General features: G+C 74.1%; 12 protein-coding genes. 9 read left to right on the forward strand and 3 right to left on the reverse strand.

Annotated elements, in window-relative coordinates; all coding sequences use genetic code 11:
- Nucleotides 1-442: 442 nt before the first annotated feature.
- The 9 genes from AB0O48_RS21515 (at nt 443) to AB0O48_RS21555 (ending at nt 10,902) form a co-directional block, all read left to right on the forward strand.
- Nucleotides 443-892: an SAV_6107 family HEPN domain-containing protein gene (locus AB0O48_RS21515; RefSeq protein WP_007463070.1), complete on the forward strand. Its 450-nt coding sequence runs from the start codon at nt 443-445 to the stop codon at nt 890-892.
- Between the two features lie 114 nt (nt 893-1,006).
- Complete coding sequence (locus AB0O48_RS21520) at nt 1,007-1,732, forward strand: hypothetical protein (RefSeq protein WP_357250999.1); 726 nt, start codon at nt 1,007-1,009, stop codon at nt 1,730-1,732.
- Nucleotides 1,729-3,456, forward strand: coding sequence for a DNA polymerase Y family protein (locus AB0O48_RS21525; RefSeq protein WP_357251002.1), 1,728 nt, complete (start codon nt 1,729-1,731; stop codon nt 3,454-3,456). Before AB0O48_RS21520 ends, AB0O48_RS21525 begins: the two co-directional genes overlap by 4 nt.
- A gap of 42 nt (nt 3,457-3,498) precedes the next feature.
- Nucleotides 3,499-6,864 (forward strand): error-prone DNA polymerase, encoded by a 3,366-nt coding sequence (locus AB0O48_RS21530; RefSeq protein WP_357571472.1) that lies wholly within the window; start codon nt 3,499-3,501, stop codon nt 6,862-6,864.
- Between the two features lie 93 nt (nt 6,865-6,957).
- Nucleotides 6,958-7,134, forward strand: a complete 177-nt coding sequence (locus AB0O48_RS21535) for a hypothetical protein (protein ID WP_357251008.1) — start codon at nt 6,958-6,960, stop codon at nt 7,132-7,134.
- Nucleotides 7,135-7,152: 18 nt separating this feature from the next.
- Complete coding sequence (locus tag AB0O48_RS21540; protein WP_357251011.1) at nt 7,153-7,902, forward strand: methyltransferase domain-containing protein; 750 nt, start codon at nt 7,153-7,155, stop codon at nt 7,900-7,902.
- The gene (locus tag AB0O48_RS21545; RefSeq protein WP_357571473.1) at nt 7,899-9,065 is read left to right on the forward strand and encodes a nucleotide pyrophosphatase/phosphodiesterase family protein; all 1,167 of its coding nucleotides are present in this window, start codon (nt 7,899-7,901) and stop codon (nt 9,063-9,065) included. Before AB0O48_RS21540 ends, AB0O48_RS21545 begins: the two co-directional genes overlap by 4 nt.
- 62 nt (nt 9,066-9,127) lie before the next feature.
- Nucleotides 9,128-10,387, forward strand: a complete 1,260-nt coding sequence (locus AB0O48_RS21550) for a DNA polymerase IV (RefSeq protein ID WP_357251017.1) — start codon at nt 9,128-9,130, stop codon at nt 10,385-10,387.
- 116 nt (nt 10,388-10,503) lie between these two features.
- On the forward strand, nt 10,504-10,902 hold the full coding sequence (locus tag AB0O48_RS21555) for a DUF3040 domain-containing protein (RefSeq protein ID WP_088988398.1): 399 nt from the start codon (nt 10,504-10,506) through the stop codon (nt 10,900-10,902).
- Nucleotides 10,903-11,193: 291 nt separating this feature from the next.
- On the opposite strand, the gene AB0O48_RS21560 is transcribed toward AB0O48_RS21555, so the two are convergent.
- The 3 genes from AB0O48_RS21560 to AB0O48_RS21570 are packed head-to-tail and all read right to left on the reverse strand — an operon-like array spanning nt 11,194 to nt 16,040.
- Nucleotides 11,194-13,671 (reverse strand): DUF3488 and transglutaminase-like domain-containing protein, encoded by a 2,478-nt coding sequence (locus AB0O48_RS21560; RefSeq protein ID WP_357251020.1) that lies wholly within the window; start codon nt 13,669-13,671, stop codon nt 11,194-11,196.
- 16 nt (nt 13,672-13,687) lie between these two features.
- On the reverse strand, nt 13,688-14,986 hold the full coding sequence (locus AB0O48_RS21565) for a DUF58 domain-containing protein (protein WP_357251023.1): 1,299 nt from the start codon (nt 14,984-14,986) through the stop codon (nt 13,688-13,690).
- Between the two features lies 1 nt (nt 14,987).
- On the reverse strand, nt 14,988-16,040 hold the full coding sequence (locus tag AB0O48_RS21570; protein WP_357251025.1) for a MoxR family ATPase: 1,053 nt from the start codon (nt 16,038-16,040) through the stop codon (nt 14,988-14,990).
- Nucleotides 16,041-16,269: the final 229 nt, after the last annotated feature.

A 16,269-nucleotide genomic window follows, 5' to 3' on the forward strand; every position in this document is an offset into this window, starting at 1 on the left:
CGCCATTCTTCCCGGTCCGCTGGCGCCCGGTTCAGTCGGCCGGCACGGGCGGCGCGTCACACGTTGCATTTTCGTCGGAGGGGAGGTGTACTGTCAGCAGCAGTTAGAACGAGTGTTCGATTGCCTCGAACGCCCGTTCCAACCAGCCGGAGCGCGGCGTTTCGCGGCGCCAGCTCCGGCCGGTGTGGCTCCGCGGGCCGCACCTGGGTTTCCGGGCAGTCGCGAGCCTGGTCCCGACAGGCAGGAGCGTCGCTCGCCGCCCACGACCCCCGGGCGGCGGGCGACGCACCCGCCGGTACGCCGGCCGGGTGTGGTGTGGGGAAGCGTCCACACCCGGCCGGCCACACCCGGTGCGTCTTCCTCCGCACCACCCGACCTCGGCGTCTCGTCGGTGGCATCAGCCGCCGGAGCGACGTCTCGGCCACGTGGAGGAGAGACACCCATGCCGACCAACCCGGCTCAGGCACCGACGGTGCCGGCGCACGTGCTGCCGCACCGCACCCCCGCCCAACTCCTCACGTTGGCGCGGCGCGGGCTGGTCGAGGCCGGCCAGACCCGACCCGACGGCCTGCGCTACGCGGCTGCCCACCTGGCGGCGCTGCGGGCGGCGGCTGCCCTGCTCGCCGCCCGCGCCCGGCCCGCGCCCAGTCGACGCAACCGGATCACCAGTGTCTGGGTCCTCCTCTGCGCCGTCGCTCCGGAGCTCGACGAGTGGTCCCGATTCTTCGCCGCCGGAGCCAGCAAGCGCGCCGCCGCCGAGGCCGGCATCCCCCGGGTGGTCAGCGCCCGGGAAGCCGACGACCTGCTCCGCGCCGCCGAACAGTTCGTCACGGTGGTGGAGACCGCGCTCGGCGTGGCCCACCAACCGGCCCTGGACGGCCTCGCGGCATGAGCCCGCCGTGCCACCGACCGCCCCGCGGGGGGAGCCGGGCGGGCGGTGGCACGGCGTGCCGGTCCTGAATGTGATCCACAGCAGCAGCAGCAGCAACGACGGGGGGTTGGTCCAATGGCGGGCCGCATGGTGGTCGGTTCCGCCGCACTGGCCGATCTGGTGCGCCCGGCGAGCGCACCCGACCCGGTCGGCGGTCATCGGGTGCTGCCGGTGGCACCCGAGCTGACCGGTCTGCTGCCCAACCGAGGCCTGCGCCGGGGGAGCACCATCGCGGTCGCCGCCGGCCAGCCCCAGCGCAGCGGCGGCACCTCGCTGATGCTGGCCCTGCTCGCTGAGGCGTCCCGGGCCGGCTCGTGGTGCGCCGTGGTCGGTGTGCCGACGTTCGGTGCGGGTGCGGCCGCTGAGCTGGGCATCGCCCTGGACCGGCTGGCCCTGGTGCCGAATCCCGGCCCGGAGTGGGCCACCGTGGTCGCCGCGCTGATCGACGGGGTGGACGTCGTGGTCACCACCGTGCCGGCCACGGTCTCCGCCTCGGTCGCCACCCGGCTGGCCGCCCGGGCCCGGCAGCGCGGCAGCGTGCTCGTCCCGTACGGCCGGTGGGACGGCGCGGACGTGACACTGCGGGTGGTCCGTGGAGTGTGGGAAGGGCTCGGCCAGGGCCGGGGGCGGCTGCGCCGCCGGGAGGTCACCGTCTCGGCGCGCGGGCGCGGGGCGGCCGCCCGACCCAAGGAGATCAAGGTCTGGCTCCCGGGTGACGAGCTGACCCGGGTCATTCCCCGCACGGTGCCGTCGACCGTGGGCCGACCGGCCGCGCCGCTTGCCCTGGTCGGTCGGGGGTGACCGGTTCTCCACCACGCACCCTGCTGCTGTGGTGCCCGGACTGGCCGGTGCTCGCCGCCGAGATCGTCGACGGGGTGCCGGCGACCAGCCCGGTGGCCGTGCTGCACGCCAACCGGGTGGTCGCCTGCTCCGAGCGGGCCCGCGCCGAGGGGGTACGCCGAGGTCTGCGTAAGCGGGAGGCGCAGGGTCGCTGCCCGCAACTCACCGTCGTGGAATACGACCCAGGCCGGGACGCCCGGGCGTTCGAGCCGGTGGTCGCCGCGGTGGAGGAGTTGGTCGCCGGCGTGGAGGTGGTCCGTCCGGGCGCCTGCGCGGTGGCCGCCCGGGGGCCGGGCCGCTACCTCGGCGGTGAGGAGGCGGCCGCTGAGCGGATCATCGAGCATGTCGCCCAGTCGTGCCTGGTGGAGAGTCAGGTAGGCATCGCCGACGGGGTGTTTGCGGCCGGGTTGGCCGCCCGCGCCGGCCGGGTGGTGGCACCGGGCGGGACACCGGAGTTCCTGGCCGGGTTGCCGGTCGAGGCGCTCGGCCGGTCGGCGTTGGCCGACCTGCTGCGCCGGCTGGGGGTGCGTACCCTCGGCGACTTCGCCGCGTTGCCGGCCGGCGACGTGGTGGCCCGGTTCGGGTTCGACGGAGCGTTGGCCCACCGGCTCGCGGCCGGGCGCGACCACCGACCGCTCGCCGTCCGGCAGCCACCGGCCGACCTGACGGTGACCGCCGGGTACGACGAACCGATCGACCGGGTCGACGCGGCGGCGTTCGCGGCCCGGGCGTTGGCCGAACAGTTGCACGAGGGGCTGGCCGGGCGCGGGCTGGCCTGCACCCGGCTCGGCATCGAGGCGGTCACCGAACACGGTCAGGAGCTGCACCGGGTGTGGCGGCACGATGGCCTGCTCACGGCCGCGGCCATCGCCGACCGGGTGCGCTGGCAACTCGACGGTTGGCTCTCCGGCAGCAACGGCCGTACCGGCGCACGACCGGCCCGGCCGACGGCCGGCATCATCCGGTTGCGGCTGGTCCCGGACGGGGTGATCGCCCAGGCCGGCCTACAGGTCGGCCTGTGGGGGGAGGCCGGTGAGGAGCGGGACCGGGCACACCGGGCGTTGAGCCGCGTGCAGGGCATCCTCGGCCCGGAGGCGGTGGTCACCGCTGTGCTCGGCGGTGGTCGCTCCCCGGCCGACCAGGTGCGACTGGTGCCGTGGGGCGACGAACGTCTCCCCACCCGTCCCGGCCCGGCGCCGCTGCCCGGCGAGGCGGTCGCGCGTTCTGGTTCGGTGCCGTTGTCGGGTGAGGCGGTCGCGCGTTCCGGTCCGGTGTCGCTGGCCGGTGAGTCGAGCGCCGGCGGCGCTGCCCGGGCCGGCGGTGCCGGTCGGCCTGCTGCCCGCGGCACGGGCGGGGTGCCGCCGTGGCCCGGACGACTCCCGGCGCCGGCGCCGGCGGTGGTGCTGCCCAGCCCACTCGCCGCGACCGTGCACGACGCCGCCGGCGAGCCGGTGGTGATCAGCGCGCGGCTGGCGGTGAGCGCCCCACCGGCTCGGTTGGTGGTCGGCACCGGTCAGCCGGCGGAGATCGTGGGCTGGGCCGGCCCGTGGCCGGTGGACGAGCGGTGGTGGGCCCCGGCCGAGGCCCGCCGTCGGGCCCGGTTCCAGGTCAGCCTGGCCGACGGCGCCGCCCTGCTGCTGGCCGTCGAGGCCGGGCAGTGGCTGGTGGAGGCGATCTATGACTGAGCACACGTCCCCTCGCCGTGATCGGTGCGAGGTGGCGGCCAGGTGAGCTTCCACAACCCGAAGATGCCCTGGTCGGAGTTGGAGCGGGTGCTCTCCGGGCGGGCCGGCGGCGGGCGGTCGCGTGAGGAGCGGCACCTGCACGTGGTGGACCCGCTCGCCGTGGACGCCGACGGGGGAGACTCCCCGGCCTGGAGTCGCCACCGCGAGCGGTACCAGCCGCCGGAGCTGACCCGCCCCGACGGCGTGGTGCCCTACGCGGAGCTGCACGCGCACACCAACTTCAGCTTCCTCGACGGTGCCAGTCACCCGGAGGAGCTGGCCGAGGAGGCGGCCCGGCTGGGGCTCACCGCGCTCGCCGTCACCGACCACGACGGCTTCTACGGGGTGGTCCGCTTCGCCGAGGCGGCTCGGACGCTGGGCCTGCCGACCATCTTCGGCGCGGAGCTGTCCCTCGGGCTGCCCGGCCCGCAGAACGGCGAACCCGACCCGCACGGCGCGCACCTGCTGGTGCTCGCGCACGGCCACGAGGGGTACGCCCGGCTGGCCACCACCATCGCCCGCGCCCAGCTGCGCGGCGGGGAGAAGGGCCGCCCGGTCTACGGGGAGCTGGAGCAGGTCGCCGAGGAACTGCGTGACCACGTGCTGGTGTTGACCGGCTGTCGCAAGGGGCACGTGCCGGGGGCGCTGCTCACCGAGGGCGTGGACGCGGCGGCGCGCGAGTTGGACCGGCTGACCGCGCTCTTCGGCGCGGAGACGGTCGCGGTGGAGCTGACCGACCACGGTCATCCCGTCGACGCCGACCGCAACGACGCGCTCGCCGAGCTGGCCGCCGCGGCCGGGCTGCCGACGGTGGCCAGCAACAACGTGCACTACGCCAGCCCCGGCCGGCGTCGGCTGGCCACCACCGTCGCCGCCGTCCGGGCCCGCCGCAGCCTGGACGAGATCGACGGTTGGCTGCCCGCCGCGGCCACCGCCCACCTGCGCAGCGGCGCGGAGATGGCGGCCCGGTTCGCCGCGTACCCGGGTGCGGTGGCGCGGGCCGCCGAGTTCGGCGCCGAGTTGGCCTTCGACCTGCAACTGGTCGCGCCGCAGTTGCCGGCGTACCCGGTGCCGCCGGGGCACACCGAGATGAGCTGGCTGCGCAAGCTGACCGCGGACGGCGCGCACGAGCGCTACGGGCCGCCGCAGGCGCACCCAGCGGCGTACGCGCAACTCGACCACGAACTCAACATGATCGAGGAGCTGGGCTTCCCCGGCTACTTCCTGGTGGTCTACGACATCGTCTCGTTCTGCCGTGAGCAGGACATCTACTGCCAGGGCCGGGGGTCGGCGGCCAACTCGGCGGTCTGCTACGCGCTGCGGATCACCAATGTGGACGCGGTCCGGCACCGGCTGCTCTTCGAGCGGTTCCTCGCCCCGGAGCGGGACGGCCCACCGGACATCGACGTGGACATCGAGTCCGACCGCCGGGAGGAGGTGATCCAGCACGTCTACACCCGCTACGGCCGGGAACACGCCGCCCAGGTCGCCAACGTCATCTCCTACCGACCCCGGTCGGCGGTGCGGGACGTGGCCAAGGCGTTCGGCTTCTCGCCCGGTCAGCAGGACGCCTGGAGCAAGCAGATCGACAGGTGGGGCTCGGTCGCCACGGTCGACGTCGAGAACATCCCCGAGCAGGTGGTGGAGTACGCCAACGAGTTGCAGACGTTCCCCCGGCACCTGGGCATCCACTCCGGCGGCATGGTGATCTGCGACCGGCCGGTGATCGAGGTCTGCCCGGTGGAGTGGGGGCGGATGCCCGGGCGCAGCGTGCTCCAGTGGGACAAGGACGACTGCGCGGCGGTGGGCCTGGTCAAGTTCGACCTGCTCGGGCTCGGCATGCTCTCCGCCCTGCACTACGGCTACGACATGATCGGCGAGAGCCTCGACCTGGGTGACATGACCCTGGACGACCCGGAGGTCTACGACATGCTCTGCCGGGCCGACTCGGTCGGGGTGTTCCAGGTGGAGAGTCGTGCCCAGATGGCCACCCTGCCCCGGCTCAAGCCCCGCGAGTTCTACGACCTGGTGGTCGAGGTGGCGCTGATCCGCCCCGGCCCGATCCAGGGCGGTTCGGTGCACCCGTTCATCCGGCGCAAGAACGGCCAGGAGCCGGTGACGTTCGCGCACCCGCTGATGCGCAACGCCCTGGAGAAGACCCTGGGTGTGCCGCTGTTCCAGGAGCAGTTGATGCAGCTCGCGATCGACCTGGCCGGCTTCGACGCGGCCGAGGCCGACCAGTTGCGCCGGGCGATGGGCGCCAAACGGTCGGTCGAGCGGATGACCCGCATCGCCGACCGGCTCTACGCCGGGATGGCCGAGCGGGGCATCACCGGCGAGCTGGCCGACGACGTGTACCGCAAGCTCACCGCGTTCGCCAGCTACGGCTTCCCGGAGAGCCACGCGATGAGCTTCGCCTACCTGGTCTACGCCAGCTCGTGGCTCAAGCGCTACCACCCGGCGCCGTTCCTGGCGGCGCTGCTCAACGCTCAGCCGATGGGTTTCTACTCCCCGCAGACCCTTGTCGACGACGCGCGCCGGCACGGCGTGGAGGTACGCCGGCCGGACATCAACGCCAGCGGGGCGGTGGCGGTGCTGGAATCCACCCCGGACACCCGGTGGGGCAGCGGGCCGGGGGAGCCACCGCACGCGTGGGGGCTGGGCGGCCCGGCCGTCCGGCTCGGCCTGTCCAGCGTGCGTACCCTCGGCGCCGACGTGGCCGAGCGGATCGCGGCGGACCGGGACGCCGGTGGGGCGTACCGGGACATGTCGGATCTGGCCCGGCGGGTCGGTCTCACCGCCGCGCAACTGGAGGCGCTGGCCACCGCGGACGCCTTCGCCTGTTTCGGGCTGACCCGGCGGGAGGCGCTCTGGGCCGCCGGCGCGGCGGCCCAGGACCGGCCGGGCCGGCTGCCCGGCACGGTGACCGGCGCGGCGGCCCCCACGCTGCCCGGGATGGAGGCGGTGGACCGGCTGGTCGCCGACGTGTGGGCCACCGGGCTGTCCCCGGAGAGCCATCCGGCCCGCTTCATCCGGGGTCAGCTCGACGTGCTCGGCGCGGTGCCGATCGCCCGGCTGGGCCGGGTGGAGCCGGGGCAACGGATCCGGGTCGGCGGCATCGTCACCCACCGGCAACGTCCGGCGACCGCGGGCGGGGTCACCTTCCTCAACCTGGAGGACGAGACGGGGATGCTCAACGTCACCTGCTCGCCGGGGTTGTGGCAGCGCTACCGGCGGGTGGCCCGGACCAGCGCCGCGCTCGTGGTTCGGGGGCGGTTGCAGCGGCACGAGGGGGTGACCAACCTGGTCGCCGACCGACTGGACGCCATCGAGCCGCCGGTCAGCCCCGCCTCCCGTGACTTCCGCTGAGAGAGTGACCCACATTACGGTTTCCTGGGTCGTTGGGCGGGAGACTCGTCCCGAGCGGGCAGAGCCGCCCGTGATCCGTGAGGGAGAACGACAATGACGGGAAATCACGCGTACACCGGTGGAATCGCCAACGCCCGGCGGACCCGGCTGGGCACCGGCTGGGTGCCATCGCACCTCGCCGACCCCCGCGAGTACGAGGTGACAAACGGTCCGGTGGCCAACGAGCGCCGGTCCCGGGCCGAGGACGAGGCCGAGGGCACCGACTCCTGACCCACTAGGCTCGACCGGGTGGAGCAGACCCGAGGCCGGTTCGCCGAGCCGCCGCTGACACCCCGTACCGCCGTGATCTGGTCGGTGCTCCGTGCCGAGTTGGACCGGCGCGGAGACGCCGAGCTGACCGTGCTCGACGTGGGCGGTGGCACCGGCGGTTTCGCCGTTCCGCTGGCCCGCGCCGGGCACCGGGTCACCGTGGTCGACGCCAGCCCCGACTCCCTCGCGGCGCTCACCCGTCGGGCCGCCGAGGCCGGGGTGGCCGACCGGATCGCCGCCGTGCAGGGCGACGGTGACGCCCTCGCCGGGCTGGTCGAGCCGGCCGGCGTCGACCTGGTGCTCTGCCACGCCGTGCTGGAGGTGGTCGACGACCCGACGCCGGTGGTCGCCGCGCTGGCCACCGCGCTGCGTCCCGGCGGCGCGGCCAGTGTCCTGGTCGCCGGCCGGGCCGCCGCCGTGCTGGGCCGGGCGATGAACGGGCACCTGGACGTCGCGACCGCCCTGGCCACCGATCCCGCCGGCACGGCCGGGCCGCGCGACACGCTGCGGCGGCGCTACGACGCCCCCGGTGCCGCCGCGCTGCTCGGCGCCGCCGGGCTGGTGGTCGAGGAGATCCACGGGGTACGAGTGCTGGCCGACCTGCTGCCGGCCGCGGTCGCCGACGGGCAGTCCGCCGCCCTGGTCGAGCTGGAACGCGCGCTGGCCGCCCAACCGCCGTACCGGGACCTGGCCGCCCAACTGCACCTGTTCGCCCGCCGACCGGCATGAGCGACCCGCCACCCGGGCCGCCGCTGGCGGTCCTCGGGCCGCACCACGGCGGTGGCCGTCTCGCGGACGTGCTGCCCAGCGCGCTCGCCGTGCTGGGCGTGCCCGGCTCGGCCGACCCGCTCGGGCTGGCCCCCACGCTGGCCGGGGTGCGCCGGATCGCCGTGCTGCTGGTCGACGGGCTCGGCTGGTACCAGGTACCGACCGCCGCCCCGTACGCGCCGACGCTCGCCGGGCTCGCCGCGACCACGGCCCGGCCGCTCATCGCGGGTTTCCCGTCCACCACCCCGACCAGCCTGGTGTCGCTGGGCACCGGTGCCCCGCCCGGCGCGCACGGGGTGCTCGGCTTCACCGTACGGGTGCCGGGCACGGACCGCGTGCTCACCCACACCGACTGGGCCGGCGATCCGTCGCCGCTGAGCTGGCAGCCGGTGACCACCCAGTTGGAGCGCGCCCGCGCCGCCGGTGTGACGACGACTGTGGTGAGTCGGCCCGAGTTCGGCGGCAGCGGGTTGACCCTGGCGGCCAACCGGGGCGGCGACTTCCGGGGCGCCGCCGGTGGGGACGCGGTGGCCACCGCCATGCTGGCCGCGCTGTCCGCCGGCGCCGGGCCGACGCTGGTCTCCGGCTACCACGCCGACCTGGACCGGCACGGCCACCTCAGCGGCGTCGACTCGGCACCCTGGCGGGCCGCCGCCACCGAGGTGGACGCGCTGGTCGCCCGACTCGTCGACGGCCTCCCGCCGGACGCGGCGCTGCTGGTGACCGCCGACCACGGCCAACTCGACATTCCCGCCGAGCACCGCTTCGACCTGGACGCCGACCCCCGCCTGCGCGACGGGGTCCGGGTGGTCGCCGGTGAGGCCCGGGTGCGGTACCTGCACGTCGCGCCGGGCGCGCTCGACGACGTGGTGGCCACCTGGTCGACCGTGCTCGGTGACGCCGCGCGGGTACGCACCCGCGACGAGGTGGTGGCCACCGGCTGGTTCGGGCCGGTGCCCGAGGACCACCTCGGGCGCATCGGTGACGTGGTGGTGATCTGCAACGACACCTACGCGGTCATGGCCAGCCGCACCGAGCGGCCGATGGCGTCGAAGCTGGTGGCGTACCACGGGTCGGACACCGCCGTCGAGCTGACCGTGCCGCTGCTGGTCGTGCGCGGCTGACCGGGGCACGGTCCGGCCCGCCGGCGGCTGGTGGTGTCGTACCTTCGGGTTAACCTGCCCGGATGGGCCGCAGTCAGTCGTTGCCCCGGGGTGGGGATCCGCGCTTCGGGCCGGATGCCGACGACTCCGGCAGCCCGATCCTGCACGTCGACATGGACGCCTTCTTCGCCGCCGTCGAGGTGCGCCGCCGACCGGAGCTGCGCGGCCGGCCGGTCGTCGTCGGCGGGGTGGGGCCGCGCGGCGTGGTCAGCTCGGCCAGCTACGAGGCCCGCCGTTACGGCGTCCGCAGCGCGATGCCGACCAGCCAGGCTCGGGCGCGCTGCCCGCACGCGGTCTACCTGCCACCGGAGTTCAGCGCCTACACGGCCGCCTCCCGGGCGGTGATGCAGATCTTCCGGGACATCACCCCGCTGGTCGAGCCGCTCTCCCTCGACGAGGCGTTCCTCGACGTGAACGGCGCCCGTCGGCTCTTCGGCTCCCCGGCCGCCATCGCCCGACTGATCCGCCAACGGGTCGCCGACGAGCAGGCGCTCACCTGTTCGGTCGGGGTGGCGCCGAGCAAGTTCGTGGCGAAACTCGGTTCCACCCGAGCCAAGCCGGACGGCCTGCTGGTGGTGCCCTCGGGGCAGGTGCTCGACTTCCTGCACCCGCTGCCGGTGGACGCGCTCTGGGGAGTGGGGGAGCGGGCCGCCGAGTCGCTGCGCAGGCTCGGCCTGGCCACCGTCGGCGACCTCGCCGAGGCCCCGTTGGGCCTGCTCCGCAAGGCGGTCGGCGCGGCGTCGGCGGCCCACCTGCACGAGCTGGCCTGGGGACGGGACCCACGCCGGGTCAGCCCCGAGCACGTCGACAAGTCGATCGGCGCCGAGGTGACCTTCGACGTCGACGTGGCCGACCCTTTGGAGATCCGCCGCGCGTTGCTCGCGCTCAGCGCCAAGGTCGGCGTCCGGTTGCGTGGCTCCGGGCAGGTCGGGCGCACCGTCGCACTCAAGGTGCGGCTGGCCGACTTCCGGACCGTCAGCCGCTCCCGCACCCTCGACGTGGCCACCGACACCGCCCGCGAGATGTTCGACACGGTCTGGGCGCTCTACACCGCACTGGACCCGGGCGAGCGGATCCGGCTCGTCGGTGTCCGGGTGGAGGGGCTCGCCCCGGCGCAGGGCGCGCACCGACAGCTCACCCTCGGCGCGCCCGAGCGCGGTTGGCGGGAGGCGGAGGCTGCCGCCGACGCCGCCGCTGCCCGATTCGGGCGGTCCGTCATAGGTCCGGCCAGTCTGATGGGCGACCGCGACGCTCAACGAAAGGAAAATCCACCCCACCCGTAGGTCGTCCCGCTTTCCGACGCGCGACCCCCCTCGTAGACTTGCGGGTAAGCAGTCGGATGGCTGCCACGGTCTGTCGGCCCGAGTGGGCCCGACCAACGTGACCGGGGAGGAGTGCCGTGCCGCTCTCGGAGCACGAGCAGCGGCTGTTCGAGCAGATCGAGCGGTCGCTTGCCGAGGACCCCAAATTCGCCTCGGCCGTGCGCGCCAGCGATCCGCGCTTCCATGCGCGGCGTCGCCTGCTCGTCGCCGCCGGCGTCATCATCGCTGGCCTGGCTCTACTGGTCTACGGGGCGGTGATCAAGACTCCACCGCTGGCGGTGGCGGGCTTTGTCGTCATGCTGGCCTCGGCCGCGTTCGCGGTGCAGTCGCACCGGCGAGCACAGTCACCCGACCTGCACGTGGTGGGCGGCACGACAAGTCGTCGTCGTCCCCGCGGTGGCCGGTCCGGTCGCCGGTCGTCGCTCCTGGACCGCATGGAGGACAGGTGGCGGCAGCGCCCGGAGGGGCACCGCTGAGTCAGTCCCGCCTCTGAGGCGGGCCGAACGCCGCGACGAGCGGGTCGCCGGGCGCAGCTCCCGGCGACCTGCGTCGTAGCCGCGCGCCCCTATCCCATTTCCGCTGCCCGCAGCGCCCTGCTCATGCGTCGACCCCGCACGTCCTGATCATGCGCTTGGCCTTGATCAAGCGAGTTGACGGCACCCGGAGTCGGCGGGGCAGGCCTGATGTGGCGGGACGGGCTGTCGGGCGGGGTGGCGGTCGGTGGACCGCCACCCCGGCCCTGGACGGGCGTCGCTCAGCTCGGCAGGTCAGCGGGCCGCTCGGTCCGCCAACAGCCGTCGAGGGTTCCAGCGCAGCAGCCGGTACCGGGCCCGCCCGGTCAGCGCCACCATCCGGCCGGATGTGTCCGCCATGGTGGTCCGCCACCGCAGCAGCACCGACGGCGGCAACACGGCGGCGACCAGGCGGGTGCGTCGGTCGGCCCGTGCGGCGAGCGCCCCACGGACCGCGCGTAGCGCCGGCAGCAACCGCTCACCGGTCAGCGGGTCCCGTGCGTAACGGGCCCGCTCCTCCGCCTGGCCGAGCAGCCGCGCCGACCCGGTCGCGGCGGTGTCGTCGCCGAGGGTGTCTCGGACCAGCCGGTCGGCGGTGGCCCGGGGCGTCTCGGTCAGGTCGACCGGGACCCGGAAGTCCACCATCGTGTCGAGCAGTTCCGCCCAGGCGGCGTGTGCGTCCGCGCGGGCACGGTCGGCGTCCACGCCGACCACCACCACCCGCGACCCCGGCTCGACACCGTCGCCGACGGCTGCCGTGGCGGCCATCGCGGCGCTCGCCGGCTGGCCACCCCGTCGACGGCGCAGCATCAGCCGGCGCAGCGCGGGAATGGCGAGCAGCGCCAGCAGGGCCAGCAGGCCCGCCGTCCACCACGGCCAGACCGGTGGCTGCTCGGCCGGCGTGGTGCCGCCCAGGGACAGCCCGTCGTCGACGTCCCGGTCGGCGTTGTCCGGCCCGGCCGGACCGGCCGACTCCTCCGGGCCCGCCGGGGCGTCCGTGACGCCGGTGCCCGGGGTGGACGGCTCCGGCGCGTCAGTGTCCGGCGCCCAGGCCGAGCGGGTGGACCCCGGCACCCCGTACGTCGGGGTGGCGTCGAACGGCACCCAGCCGACCCCGTTGAAGAAGACCTCGGTCCAGGCGTGCAGGTTGAGGTTGGTCAACGTGAACGTGTCACCGTCGCGCTTGCTGCCGTTGGTGAACCCGAACGCCACCCGGGCCGGAATGCCCGCCGAACGGACCAGCCAGGCCATCGCGGCGGCGTACTGCTGGCAGTAGCCGACCTTGTTGGTGAGGAAGTTGACGATGTCCTGCCCGCTGCTGCCGCTCTCGGTGCTCAGCCGGTAGCTGAACCCGTTGTCCGCCGAGAAGTGCTGGTAGATCGCCAACACCTTGTCGTAGTCGGTGCGCTTACCCTGGGTCAGGCCGTTGACCAGTTCCTCCACCTCGGGCACCGGCCCGGGGGTGGCGGTCATCTGCCGACGTACCGGGTGGTCGGTCGGCAGCGATTGGACGGCCCGCAGCGTCGCCGGCGTGTACGTCGAGCGGACGTAGTCGAAGGAGTACTTCCGGCCCCGGGAGTTCTCCCGGTTGGAGAAGACGACCTGCTGGGTGGGGTCGTAGAGCCAGTTGCCGCTGAGGTCGTCGGTGCGCACCGGCTCGGCGTACACCGGCATGAGCGACATGCTCAGGCTCTTGGTGACCTCGACGGTGGCCCGGTAGCTGGTCTGCTGCACGCCGGGGCGCGCCCGCTCGGCCGGGTTGGGCAGGTCCCGGTTGGCCGGCCGGCCGCTCGGGCTGCGCGCCTGGAAACCGTTCGGACGCAGCTCGTCGGCCACCGCGTAGCGCAGGTAGAACGGGTCGCGTTCCGAGGTGGTGACCTTGACCAGGTCGGCCACCTGGGACTGGTTGAGCTGACCGGCGAGCGAGGCGAAGAGGTCGATCCGACCCGAGGTGCCGCCCGAACCGGACCCGTTGCCGTTGCCGTTGCCCGGACCTCGACTGAGGGAGTCGAGGAGCCCGCCGCTCATGCCGGGCACCGCCAACGGCAGCGCCACCGCCAGCACCACCCCGACCACCGCGAGCCGACGGCCAGCCGACGCCAGCGGCGAGGCCTCCCACACGTTGACGTCTCGGCCGTCGCCGGTGAACCGACGCCCGAACCGGCGTACCCGGTCGACGTTGTCGGTGACCAGCAGCCAGAGATAACCGGCGGCGCCCACCACGAACGGCGTCGCGGGGACGCTGTCCACGTAGACGGCGACCGGCACCGAGTAGATCGCGAGCATCGGCAACCCCGCCAGCGCGGGCCGGCGCAGCCCCACCGCCAGGACATCCACCAGTACGGCGACCGCGCCGACGCCGAGCACGGCGATGAACAGCAGCGGGTCGGTGTCCGGGACCTCGACCCCGTACGTGCGCATGTCCTGCAGGGAGGCGTTGAGCAGGTCGGCGAAGTGCGCGAACGTGCTCGGCGTGGGCACGACGGCGAGCAGTTCCTGGTCGCTGGGGAACATCCAGGTCAGCGCGAGGGCCAACCCGGCCAGCATGCCCAGCACCTGACCCCACAGTGGTGCCCGGACCAGCCTGGTCAGCGCGGCGGCCCCGGCCACCACGGCGACCGCGATGATCGACTCGACGAGCCACGTCCAGCTCTGGAAGATGGCCGACAGCGGCGCGGCGGCCAGCAGCGTGGCCGTGGCCGCCACCAGGCCGATGTGGCGACTGGCGATCATGAGGGGACCCTTCCGTTCATCGCACGCCGCCGGCGACCGTCTCCGCCAGCGCGGCGCGCAGGGCGAAGCCCTGGGAGCCCCGACCGGTCTGCGGCCACAGCGTCGGCAGTCGGGCACCGTGGTCGACGCCGACGACCCGCCAGCCACTCTGCAACATGGCGAGGACGGCGGCGGCGTGCGCGTGCTCCGCCTCCGCCCGGGCCTTTTCCGGCAGGCTGAGCCAGGTGGAGCTGTTGAGCAGGAAGCCGATGCAGGTGGCGCCGTTGCCCCGCAGCCCGGCCAGCAGCTCGGCCTCGGCCACGCTCACCGTGCCGAACAGCCCGATGATCAACCCGCCGTCGGCGCGCTGACGGACCCGCTGCACGAGACCTGTCACCTCGGCGCGCTGATCGAGGCGCACCTCCGCGAGGTGGTCGAGCAGCGCCCCGTCACCGCCGGCCTCCGACGCGTCCACGTCGACGCCCGAGCCGGTGACCAGGCGCAGCTTGTAGCCGGCCTGGCGCAGGTGGACGGCGATGCTCGCGGCGGCGGAGACGGACCACTCGAAACTGGCCGTCGGCCCCTCGCCGCGGTGGCCGTACGCCCGGGTGTCCAGCACGACGGTGGCTCGGCTCTCCCACGGCTGCTCCTCGCGGCGCACCATGAGCTCGCCGGTACGCGCGGTGGACTTCCAGTGCACCCGACGCAGGTCGTCGCCGCGCCGGTACTCCCGGGTCGCCGCGTCGTCCTCGCCGTGCACCGCCACCGACCGGGCGCGGCTGTCGCCGCTGCCCGCGTACTCCCCGGGGAGCCGGACCGACGGCAGGGGAGTGACCTGCGGGATGACCGTCAGGTGGTCGGTGCTGGGGAAGGACCGGGTGAGTTCGCAGAGGCCGAACGGGTCGGTTATCCGGACCACCAGCGGACCCACGTCGTACCGGCCCCGCACATCGGCCCGCACGGTGTACGCCACCGAACTTGCCTGGTGCGCGCCGAGCCGCTCCAACACCACCCGGGGTCGGCTGCCCAGGGCGTAGGGCAACCGGTCCTCCAGCAGGAGGGTGCCGGTCGGTAGCCGGGAGAGGTTCTGCAGACGCAGCACCACGCGGGAGTTGGCACCGACCGGAACCCGGTGCGGGTCCAGGGACCTGTTGCAGGCCAGCTTGTAACGGCTGCGCCCCACGTAGGCCGCGGCCAGCAACGGCAGGACGGCCAGCAGCACCGCCACCCGCAGCAGGTCCCTCTCGCCGAGGATGCCGGACGAGATCGCCGCCGCGGCCGCGGCGGCGAGGAAGGAGCGCCCGCGGGTGGTCAGCCCGCGCAGCCCGGCACGCACGTCATGGCCTCCGCGGCTCGTAGGGCGCGCGGCCGTTGCCGGAAGCGGGCCGGGTGTCGTACGGGTTGCGCTGCCGGTCGTGCGGCAGCGGCAGGCGGTGCACCAGCTCGGAGACGATCGCGTCGGTGGTGCGCCGGGCGAGCTGCGCGTCGGCGGTCGGGATGATCCGGTGCGCGAGCACCGGCACCGCCAGGGCCTGCAGGTCGTCGGGGAGCACGTAGTCGCGGCCCTCCAGGGCGGCGACCGCCCGGGCGGTGCGTAGCAACTGCAGGGTGGCCCGGGGGGAGGCGCCGAGCCGCAGGTCGGGGGCCTCGCGGGTGGCGGTGACCAGGTCGATCGCGTACTGCTTGACCGCGTCCGCGACGTGCACCTGCCGGACGGTGGCGATGAGCTGCCGGACGATTGCCGCGTCGGAGACCGCGCGCAGCTCGTTCAGCGGGTCGGTGGCACCGTGGCCGTCGAGCATGGCCAGCTCGGCGTTGGAGTCCGGGTAACCCATCGCGATGCGGGCGGTGAACCGGTCGCGCTGCGCCTCGGGCAGCGGGTAGGTCCCCTCCATCTCGATCGGGTTCTGGGTGGCGATGACCATGAACGGGGTCTGGAGCTGGTACGTCACCCCGTCGACGGTGACCTGCCGCTCCTCCATGCACTCCAGCAGCGCGGACTGGGTCTTCGGCGAGGCCCGGTTGATCTCGTCGCCGACCACCAGGTTGGCGAAGACGGCACCCGGGCGGAACTCGAAGTCGTGCGTCTCCTGGTTGTAGACACTGACCCCGGTGACGTCGCTGGGCAGCAGGTCGGGGGTGAACTGGATCCGTCGTACCGTGCAGTCGATGGACCGAGCGAGGGCCTTGGCCAGCTTGGTCTTGCCGACACCGGGAACGTCTTCGATCAGGAGGTGACCCTCGGCGAGCAGGACGGCCAGGGCGAGCCGCACGGTGGCGGTCTTACCCTCGATGACCTGCTCGATGTTGGCCACGATGGCCTCGCTGGCGGCGCGGAACTCGTCGTGCGGCAGTAGGCCGCCCACCTCGTCCCAGGTCTGTTGTGTCACGGGCCTCCTCCTCGTCGCCGTCACGGCAGCTCTCTAGAGAGCACCTGGACCCGCCGTTGGGTTCGCGACGTCGAGCCTCGTTTGCCGCAGGATTCTCACTAGCCTCTCAGGCTAACCATGTTTGTCGTTATCGCCGACCCCCGCAGGTAGTCCGTCGGTTACGCCCCGATATTCGCCGCCTCGGGGGACCCGGCCCGGCGTACCCCTGCGGCCGGCGGGGCGGGCGGCC

Origin of the sequence: Micromonospora sp. NPDC085948, from assembly GCF_040686315.1 — a bacterium.
In the GTDB taxonomy this organism is placed as follows: domain Bacteria; phylum Actinomycetota; class Actinomycetes; order Mycobacteriales; family Micromonosporaceae; genus Micromonospora.

Bases quoted from the DNA above. Each gene is read 5' to 3' on its own strand.
- AB0O48_RS21515 (WP_007463070.1), top strand. From the start codon at position 443: ATGCCGACCAACCCGGCTCAGGCACCGACGGTGCCGGCGCACGTGCTG.
- AB0O48_RS21520 (WP_357250999.1), top strand. From the start codon at position 1,007: ATGGCGGGCCGCATGGTGGTCGGTTCCGCCGCACTGGCCGATCTGGTG.
- AB0O48_RS21535 (WP_357251008.1), top strand. From the start codon at position 6,958: ATGACGGGAAATCACGCGTACACCGGTGGAATCGCCAACGCCCGGCGG.
- AB0O48_RS21545 (WP_357571473.1), top strand. From the start codon at position 7,899: ATGAGCGACCCGCCACCCGGGCCGCCGCTGGCGGTCCTCGGGCCGCAC.
- AB0O48_RS21550 (WP_357251017.1), top strand. From the start codon at position 9,128: ATGGGCCGCAGTCAGTCGTTGCCCCGGGGTGGGGATCCGCGCTTCGGG.
- AB0O48_RS21560 (WP_357251020.1), bottom strand. From the start codon at position 13,671: ATGATCGCCAGTCGCCACATCGGCCTGGTGGCGGCCACGGCCACGCTG.